Genomic DNA, 15,428 nt, shown 5'->3' on the forward strand with positions numbered 1-15,428 from the left:
GGATCGCGGGCAACCATTTGTTTTTTATAGTAGGGTAATTTAATTAAACCGGTATCCCACACCTGCCTGCAGAAACCCGATCTTAGTAGGAACTGCATCCTTTTTATTGGTTTCAAAGAAATTGAAATTGTATCGTGCATCAATGAAAAACTGTTCATTAATCTTATATTCTGCACCCAGGAAAGGAAAGAGATTGAGGGCTTTTACATTCGTACTGTTGCTGCTGACTTCACCAAAAAGAGTATCCGCCTTTGTTTTGGACGAAATATTAAATCCGAAATTCATTCCTGCAGAAGCAGACAGATCAGGAATAAAATAGTACTTAACAGAAATGGGAACCTGTATTTGGTTAAGCTTATAATCAAATTTCATATCGCCTGTATTTACAATTTCATTACCTACCAGCTGTTCTCCGGGATATGAATTTTTACCTCCCAGTTGTGTATATAAAACTTCTGCCTGTAAGCCAAATTTAGAAGATAAAGGCTGTTCAGCCACGATACCCACATAGAAATAAGATTTTGAGTCTAATTGGGTATTAAAAAATTTCATATTCGATAAAGTGTAGCCTCCCTTTATTCCAAAACTCATTGATGAGTTCTGAGCAGACACAAAAGCAGATGCGGCAAAACAAAAGAGCAATAAAATGTTCTTCTTCATTTTGATTTTTTTTGAGTTTAATGATTATGTTTTTATAAAAAAATAATTCCTTTCAATTGAAGGAATTATTTGTACAAAATTAATTTAATATTTTTAAAATAAACTAGTTTACCTTAGTCCATTGTTGATTTTTTCTCAGGTTTTCAAAGAAATGATATACTTCAGAAAGCTTTTCAGTTCCGTTTTTTCCATAATCTTCTATATTTTTGGAAGTGCCGTCGGGAAAAGTTATTCTCAAATAGGAAGTAGGAAGGTCTGTAATATTTCTTTCACCATACTTATCATTAAGGTTTTTTACATCCAGACCATCCAGCAGAAGTATTAATTTATTATAATCTACTTCTTTGATGGTTCCTGTAAAAGTTCCTTCGCGTTGTTTTGAAAATTCATCCTTTGAAGGTTTGTCATTAAAGTTAAAGTGTTCAGCTTCAAAAACAGCTGTTCTGTCAGGATTAATTGTCATTTTGAAAACAGGACAAAACCCAAAGCATGGTGTTGCTTCATATTCAATTTTAGAATATTTTGAATTGTTTTTTTGAGAAGTGCATGAAAATAAAAATATAAATGCACAAAGCCCCAGTATATATTTCATTGTTTCTATTTTCTGAGGATCTCTCAATAATTGTTCCAAAAGATCGGCGCTTTATAAAGAAGCCCCGGAAATTTATTCCGGGGCAGTATATTTCTTATGAAGTAAAATAATTTTTTATCCGTGCAGTTGTTTCCAGATTGCATCTTTTAATTCTACCAGACCTTCTCCCGTAACACCAGAGAAAAATAAAGGTTGTTTATTTTCCGGGAATTCAGCAGCTATTTCTTTTTTCAGTTCATCATCCAGAAGATCGGATTTTGAAATGGAAATAATAAAATCTTTATCTAAAAGCTCTGGATTATATTCCTTCAGTTCATTTTCAAGAATTTTAAACTCCTGGAAATGATCCTCAGAGTCTGCCGGAATTAAAAACAGCAGGATAGAGTTTCTTTCAATATGTCTCAGGAACCGGTGCCCAAGTCCTTTTCCTTCTGCTGCCCCTTCAATAATTCCGGGAATATCAGCCATTACAAATGATTTGTAATTTCTGTAATCTACGATCCCCAGATTGGGGGTCAGGGTAGTAAATGCATAATCTGCAATTTTCGGTTTTGCTGCAGAAACAGCAGATAACAATGTAGATTTTCCGGCATTAGGGAACCCTACCAATCCTACATCGGCTAAGATCTTAAGCTCAAAGATGATATATCCTTCCTCACCAGGAAGCCCAGGCTGTGCATATCTTGGAGTTTGGTTGGTTGAGGATTTGAAATGCTCATTTCCTAATCCTCCTTTTCCACCATGCATCAGAATGATCTCCTGACCATCTTCCAGGATTTCACCTAAAATTTCGCCATCTTCATTTTTGGCAATTGTTCCTACAGGAACCTCGATATAAACATCGGCACCGAATGCTCCGGTTAATTGATTTTTTCCTCCGTTTTCACCACGCTCAGCTTTTACGTGACGGGTGTATCGAAGGGGGAGTAAAGTCCATTCATTGCCATTTCCTTTCATGATGATGTGGCCGCCACGACCTCCGTCACCGCCGTCAGGGCCTCCTTTCGGGATATATTTTTCACGGCGAAGGTGTGCAGAACCTGCTCCTCCGTGTCCGCTTTTACAATGAATTTTTACGTAATCTACAAAGTTAGACATATAGTTTGTGTTGCGGGTTGCAGGGTACAGGAGAATATATTCTGTACCCGGATCCCGATTATTTAATTTTCTCTACTTCAGCAAAAAGTTTTTGAGAGATTTCGTCAATTTCTCCTACACCGTTTACTTCAACATATTTTCCCTGCTTTTTATAAAGTTCGGCTACTTCAGCTGTTTTAGTATAATATTCTTTAATTCTGTTTTCGATGATCTCTACATTGCTGTCATCTGATCTACCGCTGGTTTCACCTCTTTTCAGAAGTCTTTCCACCAAAATTTTATCTTCTACCACTAATGAAAGACAGATGTCAATCTCATCATTCAGCTCTTCTTTAACGATTTTTTCCAATGCCTCAGTCTGGGCAGTAGTCCTTGGGTATCCGTCAAAAATAAAGCCGTTGGTATCAGTAGGCTTTCTGATTTCATCGATCAGCATATCTGTTGTTACCTGATCCGGAACCAATTCTCCCTTATCGATGTAAGATTTTGCCAGTTTTCCAAGTTCAGTATCATTTTTCATGTTATATCTGAAAAGATCGCCTGTTGAAACTTGCTTTAAATTAAATTTTTCGATCAGGTTTTGAGCTTGTGTTCCTTTTCCACTTCCTGGAGGGCCGAACAGAACAATGTTTATCATAATGTTGATTCGCTTCCGGCAATTGGCATTTTGCTTGCGGCTTCTGGCTTTGGCGGTTTGCTCTTTTGCTTTCAGCTTTTTTAAGTTATTATTAAATTTATTCTTTATATAATTTAAGCTAAAAGCTATCAGCTAATAGCCAACAGCGTTTAATGGTTGATTTGTCCCTCTTCCAGCTGATACAGATTCGGTAGGTTTCTTCCTAATTCATCATAATCCAGACCATATCCAAGTACAAACTTATTTGGAATTTCCTTTCCTATATAATCCAGTTTAAAATCTTTTTTATACACTTCAGGTTTCAGTAAGAAGCTTGCCAGCTTTACAGATTTAGGACGTTGTGTTTCCTTAAAATATTTGAAAAGACTTTCAACCGTATTTCCTGTATCAACAATATCTTCTACAAGAATGATGTGACGGTCCTTCACATCTTTAGTCAGTTCCATCTTCTGGTAAACAATTCCTGTAGACTCAGTCCCAACGTAAGAACTCATTTGGATAAAGGCAATTTCGCATTCTCCGGGATAGTATTTTAAAAGATCAGAGAAGAACATAACAACTCCATTTAACACGCCAATGAAAACAGGAACTTCATCCTTGTAATCTTCATAAATTCTTAACGCTGTCTCTTTTACAATCTCCTGAATTTCGGCATCCTTTAAATAAGGAACGAAAGTTTTGTCGTGAACTTTAATGCTTTCCATAAAATTTTTAGTAGGAGGCAAAGTTACGGATTTTTGATTTTTGAATAAAATCTTTTTGTGTTTAATCCGGTATTTGTACTATCTTTGTTCTTTCAAAACCCAAAAATACAGTCATGTAGGATATAATTTCTTTCCAATCTGATCAAACAGTAACTTAATGTTGCCGGTGTTTAACTATTATTAAGAAAGAAATCATGATTTTACTGCAAAATATATCCTTTGGGTTTCCGGGAGGAAATCTTCTATTCAATCATACCAATTTAACAATACAGTCTCATACCAAATCTGCTCTTGTGGGAAGCAACGGGATGGGAAAATCAACCCTGCTGAAAATGATCGCAGGTGAAATACAACCTTTAAGTGGCAATGTCAATATTCAGGGTGATATTTTTTATGTGCCCCAGATGTTTGGTAATTTTAATCATCTTACCCTTGCCGAGTGTCTGAAAATAGATCAAAAGCTGTATGCTCTGGAAAAAATTACCAGTGGGGAAGTAGATGAAATTTATTTTGAAATACTCAATGACGACTGGGATATTGAGGAACGGAGCCGGCATGCCCTGGAGTATTGGGGGCTTGGCAATTTTGAACTCACTCAAAAGCTGGAAGGCTTAAGTGGCGGACAGAAGACCAAAGCTTTTCTTGCAGGAATCCAGATCAGTCAACCTGATATTATCATATTGGATGAGCCTACCAATCACCTGGACCTTGAAGGGAGGAAGCTGTTGTATGATCTTATTGAAAAAACAGATGTGACTTTCGTCATAGTAAGCCATGACCGTACTTTACTCAATCTTGTGGATACCATATTCGAACTCAGCAGTCAGGGCATAACAGCCTATGGCGGAAACTATAATTTTTATGCAGAGCAAAAGGAAGTGGAGGACGAAGCTTTGTATCATGATATTCACGCTAAAGAACGGGCGTTGAAAAAAGCAAAAGAAAAAGAAAGGGAAACACTGGAGCGAAAACAAAAGCTTGATGCAAGGGGTAAAGGGAAACAGGAAAAATCAGGAGTGGCAAGGATTATGATGAATACCCTGCGGAATAATGCTGAAAAAAATACGTCAAAACTGAAAAGTATACATGCTGAGAAAATCAGTGGGATTTCAGATGAATTAAGGGATCTTCGTTCATCGGTAAGGAATGCGGATCAGATGAAAGTTAATTTTAATGACTCCAACCTGCATTCAGGAAAGAACCTGGTTACGGCTGAGAATATTAATTTCAGTTATGGAAATCAGGAACTCTGGAAAGAAGATCTTGATCTTGAGATCCGGAGTGGGGACAGAATCACAATTAAAGGAGAGAACGGTTCGGGGAAAACCACACTAATAAAGCTTTTGCTGGGAGAAATTGAACCTTCGAAAGGGGAAATAAGCAGGGCGGAATTTAATAGTATTTATATTGATCAGGAATATTCTCTGATTAACAATGCTTCATCCCTCTACGATTTTGTGCAGACCTTTAATGATAGCGCAATGCAGGAATCCGAAGTGAAAACATTACTATCCAGGTTTTTATTCGGGAAAGATACCTGGGATAAAAAATGCGGGGTGTTGAGTGGAGGTGAACGTTTACGGTTACTCCTATGTGGGCTTTCCATCAGTAATAAGGCTCCTGATATGATCATCCTTGATGAACCCACCAATAACCTGGACCTTCAGAATGTGGAAATTCTCACCAATTCTATTAAAGATTATCATGGAACTTTATTGGTGATTTCCCATGATGAGGTTTTCCTGGAAGATATTGGAATAGACCGGGAATTAGCATTAAGTTAAATGGTTGTTTCAGTTGTCAATAGAAAATGGACCTTAGTGGCTGAACAATAAGAAATATTGGAAATCAGCTTTGGTGAAACCTATAATACAGAAGGGGTTGTTTTTGAGACGGCCTCTTTTGTAATATAATCCTTCATAGGATAGTTATTTCTTCGCTTTTTTTACGGCATCCAGAACCATATCCATTTTTTGCTGTAATTCATAATCACCTGAAATTTCAATGAAAGGAATGTTCATTGCAGATAACCATTCCAGCTGTGCTTTTAAAGTTCTGTTGGCAATACCGGTATTGTGATCATAATCATTAGCCCAATCTATGAATTCCTGATATTTTTGAGCTCTTTCCGGGTTGGTAAAAATTTCATCGCCGTATCTTTCATATTCCCTTTTTTTCAGTCTTTCCATTCTTATTTCAGGAGGGAGATAAAGAAATACAATCAGATCAAACGAAGGAAGTACATTTTCACCCCAATGAATAACAGAGCCTCCGAAAATCCAGTTTTCAGTGGTGTGAAGTTTATCCGAAACAATGGTGTTTCTTATTTCAGGGTGTTGCTTTTCTGTAAAAAGAATTTCAGTTTTAAGCCAGAAAAAATCATCACTGTCGAAGTATTCAATATCGAGTTTTTCAGACAGTGCTTTTCCTAAAGTGGTAACGCCGGAACCTGAAGCTCCGAAAATGTGGAGTCTCATGATTTTGTTAAAATCCAGTTATAGATTCCATTCAGTACTTCTTCCCGTATTTTCTCATTCATGATCTCATGACGCATTTCCGGATACATATTGACTTCTACATCCTGAAAGCCATCAGCTTTTAAATAGTTGACCGTATGCATCACTCCTTTTCCAAAATCACCGATAGGATCATTCTGTCCGCTTACCAATAAAAAAGGAAATGATTTGGGAATGGAAGAAGCCCATTTTCTAGTTGTAGCCTTTTTATAGATGGTAAATAAAGTATAAAAGGCATTATGGGTAAACGGAATTCCGCAGAGTTCATCCTGTTCAAACTTCTTTCTGTTTTCAGGATTTACACTGAGCCAGCTGGTATCACTGAAATCTTTATCTTTTTTAAAATGCTTGTTATTGACACTTGTAAAAACAGAATTCAGAAAAGTACGATGACGAGGTGCAATTGCTGTAGCTAAAGATAAGTAACCTCTTAAAAAGTCTATTCCAGGTAAAGGTCCGCCGGTTCCTGTAATGATGGCTCCTGCAAACTTACTGCTTGCCCTTTGAAGAAGACAACGGGTAATAAAAGATCCCATAGAATGCCCCAGAATAAAATGTGGGACATCCGGAAACTGCTCTGCAAGATGATCAGCCATCATTTCTGCATCGGCAATAAGCCTTTCATCCGGTTTTTCAAGCTGGAAGAAACCAATGTCTTTTTTCTCCTTTACTGATTTCCCGTGTCCCAAATGGTCATACGTCAATACAGCAATCCCATGAGCTGCAAAATATTCTGCAATCTCTGTATATCTTCCACTGTGTTCCTGCATTCCGTGAACAATGAGTAGGGTGGCTTTTGCTGTTTCAGGGGAAAATAAAGTGTAGAAAAGCTTGGACTCATTGTTTATTTTTGAGACCATATAGCTTGATTTTTGAGATGAATTCATAACGATTGGAGTCTTATTTTATTTCAATATTTGTGAGGTTATAATTTCCAACTATTTCAATTAATTTTGAAGTATTGGTTTTTAAATTATTAAAGAAAGAATCCATATTTTCCGGATACCCTCTTTCACTCAGTGCAAAAAGAAGAATACCTTTACTCTTTTTATTACTAATAATTTTATAGCGATATATATTTCTTTCTGCAATTAATACTTCTTTGTTGTCCTTTGAATTTTCGCTGATAAGAAAATCTAAAATATACTCTCCCTTATTTTCATGAATCTGATAACTGATAACAGGATTGGCCTTTTTCATTTCCCGGATTCGGCTATTTTTTGATCAACAATATCTCTGAGATTGAAATCACCTTTAATAAAGTCAATCAAAACCATGCTGTTATATTTATTGACATTTTCATTTGAACTTACATATTCCTGTTTGAAATAGTTTTCATTCGGATGCGAGCTCCAGGCTAAATGATATTCTTTTTGATTCAAATGGATGGGTCCCGGTATATTTAGATAATTATTTATTTTATTTTGTGCATCTATATAAAATAAGGGTGTCAATAAAAGTAGGATCAGAATTCTTAATTTCATTTGGTGTGATTTTACAGTAAATATAATCCATTTTATACAGTTCTGGAAGTAAAACTTATATATATCTATTTATATTCAACCTCATGATTTTCACCCTAACTGAAAATAAATATCCTCTAGAATTTGGCCGTCATTTTTTTTAAAAGTAATTTTGCACGAATCTAAAAACAAAAGTAAAATATGTCAACTTATGTAGTTGTAGGTCTTCAGTACGGAGATGAAGGCAAAGGAAAAATCACGGATGTTTTATCAGCAAAATCGGACTACGTAGTACGTTTCCAGGGTGGAGACAATGCTGGCCACACCGTTTATGTGGGTGATGAAAAATTCGTTCTGCACCTTCTTCCTTCGGGAGTTCTTCAATGCAAAGGGAAATGTATCATTGCAAACGGAGTAGTGGTAAACCCTAAATCTTTCATTAAGGAAGTAAACCAGATCGAAAGCAAAGGACTGAAAACTGATCACATTTTTATCAGCAGAAGAGCCCATGTGATCATGCCTTACCATATTCTTCTGGATACGTACCGTGAAGAGGAACATGGAGGAACTCAGATCGGAACTACCAAAAAAGGGATCGGACCTTGCTACGAAGATAAAATCGCAAGAGTAGGAATCAGAATGGTAGATCTTTTAAATCCGGAGATCTTAAGGGACAAAATCGAGAAAAACCTGAAGGTTAAAAACTCGCTTTTTGAAAAATATTACGGAAAACCGGTTTTAGATGTTGAAGAAATCTACAACGAATTTTTAGAGATTGGAAAACAGCTTCAGGATAGAATCGTAGATACGGAATTAGAATTGAACGAAGCAATCCATGCAGGAAAGAATGTATTGTTTGAAGGTGCTCAGGCATTAATGCTTGATATCGATTTCGGTACATATCCATATGTAACTTCATCTTCCCCGTCTACCGGAGGGGTTTGTTCTGGGGCAGGTGTACCACCAACTTCACTTCAAAACCTTATCGGGGTAGCAAAAGCATACTGTACAAGAGTAGGAAACGGACCTTTCCCGTCTGAACTGGATAACGAATTAGGAGAAAAGATCAGACAGATTGGTGGTGAATTTGGGGCTACAACAGGAAGACCAAGAAGAACAGGCTGGTTAGATCTTGTTTCTTTAAAACATGCTTGTATGATTAATGGTATCAACAATCTGGTAATTACTAAACTGGATGTTCTTACCGGAATTGACACTCTTAAAATTGTTACGCATTACAAAACTGAAGATGGAAAAATTATTGATTATCTGACTTCATCTACAGAGAAATTGTATAACTATGAGCCTATTTATCAGGATCTTCCGGGTTGGGAAGAAGATATAACTAAAGCCAGAAGCTATGATGAGCTTCCGGATAATGCTCAGAAGTATATCGAGTTCATCGAGAAATACCTGGGAATCAACGTATATTTAGTTTCTGTAGGTCCTGAAAGAAGCCAGAACATTATCAGAAAAGAATTATTCTAATATTCCAGACTATAAAATATCAGAGAGACTATCATTTATTTGATGGTCTCTTTTTTTGTTGCTTATTTCTCTACTGCCTGTAATCTTGTTGGGATTCAGTTATTTGAGTTTATTGTTGATTTTATGGATAGTGTTGTTTCTGTATAGAATTTCTATTTGAAAATGTTAAATTTTAAACATTATCATAAAATTTTCTAATATTATGTTGTTTTGATAAAATTGTGGCAGATATTTTGATATTGAAACATTGCTTATCGATAAGAATTAATGAATTAACAATGATTATTTTTTAACAGTTTAAATTGAATTGTGATGAAACAACCGAATCAAAATCAGGAATTCCGTTTTAACGAAGTCCTGTTTGAGCACCGGAATAAAGAATACGGGGCTTATGTACTAAGAAACGAATCAGATAGAATATTAACCAAAGCACTTTTTGTAGGAGTAAGTTTACTGGCAGCAATATCCATTACGCCGTTTGCCATTTCTGCATTCAAAACGGAAGTTCCTTACCACGAACCAGAGGGAGTGGTGATTGATTTTACTCCCGTTCTGCCGGATGTGCCTGTAACTCCACCAGTACAGGTGACACAACCTGTTCAGTCCGAAAAAGTAAAAACATATGACGCTACTGTGCCCGAACCTAAGGCTACTGTTACCAATGAAAGAAAAGAGTTGGAAGATACTCATAAAGCAATAGCAGGAACTCAGGCTTCACCGGGTAAAGAAGTGGTATCTACCACGTATATGCCCGTCCTACCTCCTGCAATAGGACAAAGTCCGGTTCCTCATGTAGCACCTGAACCTGTAGCTGAAAAACCTGATCCTAAGAAAATTGAAACGGAGCTGAGTGTGGAAGCTAATTTTACAGGTGGAATAGACTCTTTCAGAAATAAAGTAATGAATAACTTTGACAGTTCCGGGTTTGAGTCAGATGATATTATGAAAACAACAGTTACCTTTATTGTAGAAATGGATGGAACCATTTCAGGAATAAAAGCCAGTGGAGCTAATGCAGATTTCAACAATGAAGCAATCAGGACTATCAAATCAATTTCCGGTAAAGGAAAATGGATCCCTGCCAAAAATAAAAAAGGAGAATCCGTAAGAAGTTACTTCAAATTTCCGATCTCTATGAAGTTTGAATAATATGAACTGAAATAAATTTAAAGAGTTATCCACAAAGATTTTTTTTTGTGGATAATTTTTTTAAATGTTAAAATGCTTATTAACAATATTTTAACTCAATTTTGGATTTCCCCCTTTATCGAGAGCAAAGAAAAAAGTGTATTTTTGAATCTTAAAGTTCTAACAATGGCAAAAATCATAGGTATTGCTAATCAAAAAGGAGGTGTTGGTAAAACTACCACAGCGGTAAACCTGGCAGCAGCATTAGGAGTATTGGAAAAAAAAATATTAATCATTGACGCTGACCCTCAGGCGAATGCAACGTCGGGCCTGGGTGTGGAAGACGTTCAGTATTCTACCTATAATCTACTGGAGCACAGTGCAGATACAAGGACTTGTATCAAAAGAACTGCAACTCCGAACCTGGATATTATTCCTTCACATATTGACCTTGTCGCAGCAGAAATCGAGCTTGTAGATAAAGAAGACCGTGAATATATGCTGAAAAAAGCTCTGGCAAGTGTGAGAGAAGATTATGATTACATCATTATTGACTGTGCACCGAGTTTAGGTCTTATTACAGTAAATGCCCTTACTGCGGCTGATTCTGTAATTATTCCGATTCAATGTGAATATTTTGCATTGGAAGGGCTGGGGAAACTTTTGAATACAGTTAAAAATGTTCAGAAGATCCATAATAAAGATCTTGATATAGAAGGTCTTCTTCTTACCATGTATGACAGCAGGTTAAGACTGTCAAACCAGGTAGTGGAAGAAGTAAATCTGCATTTTCCTGAAATGGTTTTTGAAACCATCATCAGCCGGAATGTACGATTGAGCGAAGCGCCAAGCTTTGGAGAAAGTATCCTGAATTATGATGCCGAAAGTAAAGGTGCGGTACAATATATTCAGTTAGCAGAAGAAGTTCTGTTAAAGAACGAGAATTTAGTAAAAAATTAAAATTAATAATAAATGGCAGGTCAGGGAATGAGGCATTACTGATCAGACATCATTTATCAATTATATCTATGAAGGACAAAAAAAGAGCTATGGGACGCGGCTTAGGAGCCATATTGAGTGCAGAATCCAAAGCAACAATTAATTCCGCTACCGATGAAGGAGCAGATAAATTTGTTGGGAATATTGTAGAAGTAGCACTGGAGGATATATATCCGAATCCGACGCAGCCCAGAACTTATTTTGATGAAAAAGCATTAAATGAACTTGCCCAGTCTATCAAGAACCTGGGAGTGATCCAGCCGATTACACTGAGGAAAGATGGTGAGAAATTCGAGATCATATCAGGGGAAAGACGTTACAGGGCAACTAAAATTGCGGGGCTAACTACGATTCCTGCATACATCCGTCTGGTAAATGATCAGGAGCTTCTTGAGATGGCTCTTGTTGAAAATATCCAGAGAGAGGACCTGGATGCCATTGAAATTGCCCTTACCTATCACAGGCTTTTGGAGGAGATCGGTCTTACCCAGGAAAACCTTAGCCAGAGAATTGGAAAGGACAGAAGTACCATCACCAACTCAATCCGATTGCTGAGACTGAATCCTGATATTCAGAATGCAATCCGGAGCGGAGAGATTTCAGCAGGACACGGAAGAGCGATCATCAGTCTTGAAAATGAAGAAGACCAGCAGGTTTTGTTTGATCTGATCATCAAAGAAAAATTAAATGTTCGTCAGGCCGAGCAGGCTGCTGCTGCCTTGAAGAATCCAAAATCTCCGGCCGCTAAAAAAGCAAAAGCAGAGCTTTCCAATAATTATAAAAGAGCCCAGAAGACGATTGCTGACATCCTGGATGTAAAAGTGGAGATCAAAGCTTCCGGAAATGGTAAAAAAGGTAAGATTGTTCTGGACTTCAAAAATGAAGAAGAGCTGGAATACATTTTATCCCACATAAAATAATGAAGAAAATACTTTTCACTTTTTTCCTGAATCTTACAGTACTGGCTTATTCTCAGGTCAGTCCTGTTGATACCGTTCGGATGCAAACCGTACCGGAACAGGATACACCAGTGGTAAAACCGGGGAAAACAGAAGCAAAAATCATTGCAGATCTGGAAAAAGCCAATGGCCCTACAACAAAAACATTAAAATTAAATCCTACCAGAGCAGGATTGTATTCTGCCGTACTTCCGGGATTAGGTCAGTATTATAATAAAAAATACTGGAAAATACCTATTGTCTGGGGTGCTGTAGGAGCAGGAGTGGGTATTGCAATCTGGAATGACAATCAGTATAAGAAATACCGTGAATATTATATTGCTAAACTCAATGGTACTCCCAATGAGTTTGTAGACAGTCATCCATGGCTGGATAAAAAAGCTTTGGGAAATGTTCAGGACCGGGCTAAAAGACAAAGGGATTATGCTATTGCCATTACAGGTCTGATTTATATCCTGAATATTGTAGATGCAGTAGTAGATGCCCATCTTTATGAAAGCCGCCATGACCCTGATCTGTCTTTTAAACCTGCAGTTATTCAGGACCAGTATGGTTACACTCAGCCGAAGACCGGACTGAGTTTAAGTTATAGATTTTAATACAACAATATTACCATGAACCGATGATGAGTCGGTAGGGAAATTATAAATAAAAAAGATTATGAGAATAGCATTAGTAGGCTACGGTAAAATGGGTAAGATCATAGATGAGATCGCACAGAAAAGAGGTCATGAAGTAGTTGCCCGCCTGAAAGAAACACCAACTGCTGAAAATCTTAACAATCCGGATGTTGTCATTGAGTTTTCCCTTCCGGAAGCTGCTTTTCATAATATTAAAGCCTGCCTTGAACATAAAGTTCCTGTGATCTGTGGAACGACAGGATGGCTGGAGAGAAAAGAGGAGATCGAGAAACTGGCAATTGAAAATGATACAGCATTTCTATATGGCTCAAACTTTAGTTTAGGCGTAAATCTGTTTTTTGCGTTAAACGAAAAACTGGCAGATCTTATGAAAAATGTAGATGAATATTCCTGCCAGCTTGAAGAAATTCATCATATTCATAAAAAAGATGCACCAAGCGGAACAGCTATTTCAATTGCAGAAGGTATTATCAATAACAATCCTAAATTTGAAGCCTGGAAGCTGGAAGAAACCGAGGGGAATCAACTCGGGATTTTTGCAGTCCGTGAGGATGAAGTGCCGGGAACTCACAGCGTTTTTTACCGAAGTGAAGTAGATGAAATTGAAATTAAGCATACGGCATTCAACAGGAATGGCTTTGCGTTAGGCGCTGTAGTTGCAGCTGAATGGATCAGGGATAAGAAGGGGAATTTCGGAATGAAAGACGTTTTAGGGCTTTAATTTGTAACAAATTCTTTAAATTGCGACAAATAACAGAAAATGATGAATAGTGAATTGTAATAGCAAAAAAAGCTCCGATCATTTTATTACTCGTCATTTATCATTATATCATTAGAATAGGCACAAAAAATTTATGAATTATTTTTTAACTTATACAGTATATGTTCTCATTTTATCTGTATTAATGGGAATTTCAACCTGGAAGTTGTTTAAAAAAATGGGATATAGCCCTGTATTTGCATTTATCCCTTTCTATAATTACTTCATTATCCTGAAAGAAACCAAACATCCTAAATGGTGGGCTATTTTATCTTACCTCCCGATCGTGGGTCCTATTATGATGTCTGTTTTCCATCTTTACCTGATGAAGAAGTTCGGGAAGACCCTTTTTAAAGATCAGCTTCTTACCGTAATTCTGCCATTTATCTATATGGCGACTGTGAACTATTCCAAAGATGTTGAGTTAGAGGATGAAAATGCAAACGATCTTTTTCTTACAGATGAAGAAAAAGAAGCGAAAAAGAAAGACACATTTCTTGGTTCGATTACTTTTGCTGTTGTTTTTGCAACCATTATTCACGTTTTCATTACACAACCATTTGGGATTCCCACAGGATCTATGGAAAGAACGCTGTTGGTGGGAGATTTCCTTTTTGTAAATAAATGGAGCTATGGATACAGGCTGCCAATGCGTCCGCTGGCAATACCTTTCCTTCAGGGAACAATCATGGATACCGGACAGAAAGGGAATCCAAAAGATGATCCCAAATCTTATGTGGATGGGGTAAAATTACCATATACAAGAATTTTACAGTTCAACAAGCCACAAAAAAATGATGTGGTTGTTTTCAACTATCCTCAGGATTCTGTACATACAGCGATCGACCGAAAGGATCCTTATGTTAAAAGATGTGTGGCTACTGCCGGTGACACTTTTGAAATGAGAGCAGGAAGACTTTTTGTAAACGGAAAACCGGAAACGGTTTTGGGGGATCAGGAAGTACAGCACAGATACATTGTTAATACCACAAGCCAGCTGGATATTCCGGCTTTATATAATGCTTATGGATTTTTGCCGGTTCAGGAACTACAACAGCAGAATGGATATCTGTATGCTTTCCAGGGACTGACTGACAAGACTGCTAAAGAAATTAAAGAGCTTCCTCAGGTTGTTGATATGAAAGAGGATGTTTCTGCAAAAGGAGAAGCCGCAATAGCTTATAAAGATGAAGCGAGAACAAGAATTGATACAACCCAGTCTATTTTCCCGGTTAATAAACCCTGGAATGCAGATTGGTATGGCCCGGTAAGAATCCCTAAGAAAGGAGATGTTGTTGCGATTAATAAAGAAACACTTCCAATGTACAGATGGATTATTTCTGAATATGAGCACAACAGTTTAGCAGAAAGAGATCATCAGATCTTTATCAATGGTAAGCCGGCAACAAGTTATACGATCCAACAGGATTATTATATGATGGTAGGGGATAACAGAGATGCTTCATTAGATGCAAGGTTCTTTGGTTTTGTTCCTGAAGAAAATATTGTTGGAAAGCCTATGTTTACCTGGATGAGCCTTCAGGGGGCATTTGCTGATAACAGTTCAACTTACCAGGCTCCATTTAAGATCCGTTGGGAAAGGATGTTCAAAGCTACCAACACAGGAGAGGCTAATAAAACTTCTTATTGGTGGATTGCAGCAATGATCTTAATATTATTCTTCGGTTGGGAATATTTCATGAAATTATTCAGAAAGAAAAAAACTGAGGACGAACTATAAATAAAAAAATTAAACTAAAATAGAATGAAGTATTTGAAAAAA

At 37.1% G+C, this 15,428-nt stretch carries 17 protein-coding genes; 8 read left to right on the forward strand and 9 right to left on the reverse strand.

The genetic code is table 11. The features are described from left to right. Positions 1 to 39 precede the first annotated feature (39 nt). The 5 genes from DRF59_RS06090 to DRF59_RS06110 form a co-directional block, all read right to left on the reverse strand. Complete coding sequence (locus DRF59_RS06090; protein ID WP_115957821.1) at positions 40 to 660, reverse strand: porin family protein; 621 nt, start codon at positions 658 to 660, stop codon at positions 40 to 42. Between the two features lie 103 nt (positions 661 to 763). Next, positions 764 to 1,252 (reverse strand): DUF6438 domain-containing protein, encoded by a 489-nt coding sequence (locus tag DRF59_RS06095; protein ID WP_115958175.1) that lies wholly within the window; start codon positions 1,250 to 1,252, stop codon positions 764 to 766. A gap of 114 nt (positions 1,253 to 1,366) precedes the next feature. Continuing rightward, positions 1,367 to 2,350 carry a GTPase ObgE gene (gene obgE, locus DRF59_RS06100; protein ID WP_115957823.1) on the reverse strand — a complete coding sequence of 328 codons (984 nt, stop codon included), beginning with the start codon at positions 2,348 to 2,350 and terminating at the stop codon, positions 1,367 to 1,369. A gap of 58 nt (positions 2,351 to 2,408) precedes the next feature. Beyond that, positions 2,409 to 2,987 carry an adenylate kinase gene (locus DRF59_RS06105; protein ID WP_115957824.1) on the reverse strand — a complete coding sequence of 193 codons (579 nt, stop codon included), beginning with the start codon at positions 2,985 to 2,987 and terminating at the stop codon, positions 2,409 to 2,411. Between the two features lie 149 nt (positions 2,988 to 3,136). Beyond that, positions 3,137 to 3,691 (reverse strand): phosphoribosyltransferase, encoded by a 555-nt coding sequence (locus DRF59_RS06110; protein ID WP_041461548.1) that lies wholly within the window; start codon positions 3,689 to 3,691, stop codon positions 3,137 to 3,139. 194 nt (positions 3,692 to 3,885) lie between these two features. On the opposite strand from DRF59_RS06110, the gene abc-f reads away from it, so the two are divergent. Continuing rightward, a complete protein-coding gene (abc-f, locus tag DRF59_RS06115) occupies positions 3,886 to 5,475 on the forward strand; it encodes a ribosomal protection-like ABC-F family protein (protein WP_115957826.1) in 1,590 nt (529 codons plus the stop codon). A gap of 144 nt (positions 5,476 to 5,619) precedes the next feature. Here abc-f and DRF59_RS06120 read toward each other — a convergent pair whose 3' ends face one another. From DRF59_RS06120 to DRF59_RS06135, 4 genes are read right to left on the reverse strand one after another with little or no spacing between them, the layout of a single operon-like run. Then, positions 5,620 to 6,168, reverse strand: coding sequence for an AAA family ATPase (locus DRF59_RS06120; RefSeq protein ID WP_115957828.1), 549 nt, complete (start codon positions 6,166 to 6,168; stop codon positions 5,620 to 5,622). Then, positions 6,165 to 7,067 carry an alpha/beta fold hydrolase gene (locus tag DRF59_RS06125; RefSeq protein WP_241505482.1) on the reverse strand — a complete coding sequence of 301 codons (903 nt, stop codon included), beginning with the start codon at positions 7,065 to 7,067 and terminating at the stop codon, positions 6,165 to 6,167. The genes DRF59_RS06120 and DRF59_RS06125 overlap by 4 nt, the downstream gene beginning before the upstream one ends. Before the next feature lie 40 nt (positions 7,068 to 7,107). After that, positions 7,108 to 7,407, reverse strand: coding sequence for a hypothetical protein (locus DRF59_RS06130; RefSeq protein ID WP_115957832.1), 300 nt, complete (start codon positions 7,405 to 7,407; stop codon positions 7,108 to 7,110). Next, positions 7,404 to 7,691 carry a hypothetical protein gene (locus DRF59_RS06135; protein ID WP_115957834.1) on the reverse strand — a complete coding sequence of 96 codons (288 nt, stop codon included), beginning with the start codon at positions 7,689 to 7,691 and terminating at the stop codon, positions 7,404 to 7,406. Before DRF59_RS06135 ends, DRF59_RS06130 begins: the two co-directional genes overlap by 4 nt. Positions 7,692 to 7,871: 180 nt before the next feature. Between DRF59_RS06135 and DRF59_RS06140 the strand changes: the two genes are divergently transcribed. From DRF59_RS06140 to lepB, 7 genes are all read left to right on the forward strand, one after another. Further along, positions 7,872 to 9,158 (forward strand): adenylosuccinate synthase, encoded by a 1,287-nt coding sequence (locus tag DRF59_RS06140; RefSeq protein ID WP_115957836.1) that lies wholly within the window; start codon positions 7,872 to 7,874, stop codon positions 9,156 to 9,158. Between the two features lie 312 nt (positions 9,159 to 9,470). Further along, complete coding sequence (locus DRF59_RS06145; protein ID WP_115957838.1) at positions 9,471 to 10,307, forward strand: energy transducer TonB; 837 nt, start codon at positions 9,471 to 9,473, stop codon at positions 10,305 to 10,307. A 165-nt stretch (positions 10,308 to 10,472) separates the two neighbouring features. After that, entirely contained in the window at positions 10,473 to 11,246 is a 774-nt protein-coding gene (locus DRF59_RS06150; RefSeq protein ID WP_115958177.1) for a ParA family protein, read from the forward strand. Positions 11,247 to 11,314: 68 nt separating this feature from the next. After that, positions 11,315 to 12,205: a ParB/RepB/Spo0J family partition protein gene (locus tag DRF59_RS06155; RefSeq protein ID WP_115957840.1), complete on the forward strand. Its 891-nt coding sequence runs from the start codon at positions 11,315 to 11,317 to the stop codon at positions 12,203 to 12,205. Continuing rightward, positions 12,205 to 12,843 (forward strand): DUF5683 domain-containing protein, encoded by a 639-nt coding sequence (locus DRF59_RS06160; RefSeq protein WP_115957842.1) that lies wholly within the window; start codon positions 12,205 to 12,207, stop codon positions 12,841 to 12,843. The genes DRF59_RS06155 and DRF59_RS06160 overlap by 1 nt, the downstream gene beginning before the upstream one ends. 61 nt (positions 12,844 to 12,904) lie before the next feature. Further along, a complete protein-coding gene (gene dapB / locus DRF59_RS06165; protein WP_115957844.1) occupies positions 12,905 to 13,606 on the forward strand; it encodes a 4-hydroxy-tetrahydrodipicolinate reductase in 702 nt (233 codons plus the stop codon). A gap of 133 nt (positions 13,607 to 13,739) precedes the next feature. Beyond that, entirely contained in the window at positions 13,740 to 15,386 is a 1,647-nt protein-coding gene (lepB, locus tag DRF59_RS06170) for a signal peptidase I (RefSeq protein ID WP_115957846.1), read from the forward strand. The last annotated feature ends 42 nt before the right edge of the window (positions 15,387 to 15,428 follow it).

The organism is Chryseobacterium flavum, from assembly GCF_003385595.1.
Taxonomy (GTDB): Bacteria; Bacteroidota; Bacteroidia; order Flavobacteriales; family Weeksellaceae; genus Chryseobacterium; species Chryseobacterium flavum.

Excerpts from the sequence above, each read along its gene's own strand:
- abc-f (WP_115957826.1), top strand. The coding sequence starts at position 3,886 with ATGATTTTACTGCAAAATATATCCTTTGGGTTTCCGGGAGGAAATCTT.
- DRF59_RS06135 (WP_115957834.1), bottom strand. The coding sequence starts at position 7,691 with ATGAAATTAAGAATTCTGATCCTACTTTTATTGACACCCTTATTTTAT.
- DRF59_RS06155 (WP_115957840.1), top strand. The coding sequence starts at position 11,315 with ATGAAGGACAAAAAAAGAGCTATGGGACGCGGCTTAGGAGCCATATTG.
- DRF59_RS06120 (WP_115957828.1), bottom strand. The coding sequence starts at position 6,168 with ATGAGACTCCACATTTTCGGAGCTTCAGGTTCCGGCGTTACCACTTTA.
- DRF59_RS06125 (WP_241505482.1), bottom strand. The coding sequence starts at position 7,067 with ATGGTCTCAAAAATAAACAATGAGTCCAAGCTTTTCTACACTTTATTT.
- DRF59_RS06130 (WP_115957832.1), bottom strand. The coding sequence starts at position 7,407 with ATGAAAAAGGCCAATCCTGTTATCAGTTATCAGATTCATGAAAATAAG.
- DRF59_RS06140 (WP_115957836.1), top strand. The coding sequence starts at position 7,872 with ATGTCAACTTATGTAGTTGTAGGTCTTCAGTACGGAGATGAAGGCAAA.
- dapB (WP_115957844.1), top strand. The coding sequence starts at position 12,905 with ATGAGAATAGCATTAGTAGGCTACGGTAAAATGGGTAAGATCATAGAT.
- DRF59_RS06110 (WP_041461548.1), bottom strand. The coding sequence starts at position 3,691 with ATGGAAAGCATTAAAGTTCACGACAAAACTTTCGTTCCTTATTTAAAG.
- lepB (WP_115957846.1), top strand. The coding sequence starts at position 13,740 with ATGAATTATTTTTTAACTTATACAGTATATGTTCTCATTTTATCTGTA.
- DRF59_RS06105 (WP_115957824.1), bottom strand. The coding sequence starts at position 2,987 with ATGATAAACATTGTTCTGTTCGGCCCTCCAGGAAGTGGAAAAGGAACA.
- DRF59_RS06160 (WP_115957842.1), top strand. The coding sequence starts at position 12,205 with ATGAAGAAAATACTTTTCACTTTTTTCCTGAATCTTACAGTACTGGCT.
- DRF59_RS06095 (WP_115958175.1), bottom strand. The coding sequence starts at position 1,252 with ATGAAATATATACTGGGGCTTTGTGCATTTATATTTTTATTTTCATGC.
- DRF59_RS06150 (WP_115958177.1), top strand. The coding sequence starts at position 10,473 with ATGGCAAAAATCATAGGTATTGCTAATCAAAAAGGAGGTGTTGGTAAA.
- obgE (WP_115957823.1), bottom strand. The coding sequence starts at position 2,350 with ATGTCTAACTTTGTAGATTACGTAAAAATTCATTGTAAAAGCGGACAC.
- DRF59_RS06145 (WP_115957838.1), top strand. The coding sequence starts at position 9,471 with ATGAAACAACCGAATCAAAATCAGGAATTCCGTTTTAACGAAGTCCTG.
- DRF59_RS06090 (WP_115957821.1), bottom strand. The coding sequence starts at position 660 with ATGAAGAAGAACATTTTATTGCTCTTTTGTTTTGCCGCATCTGCTTTT.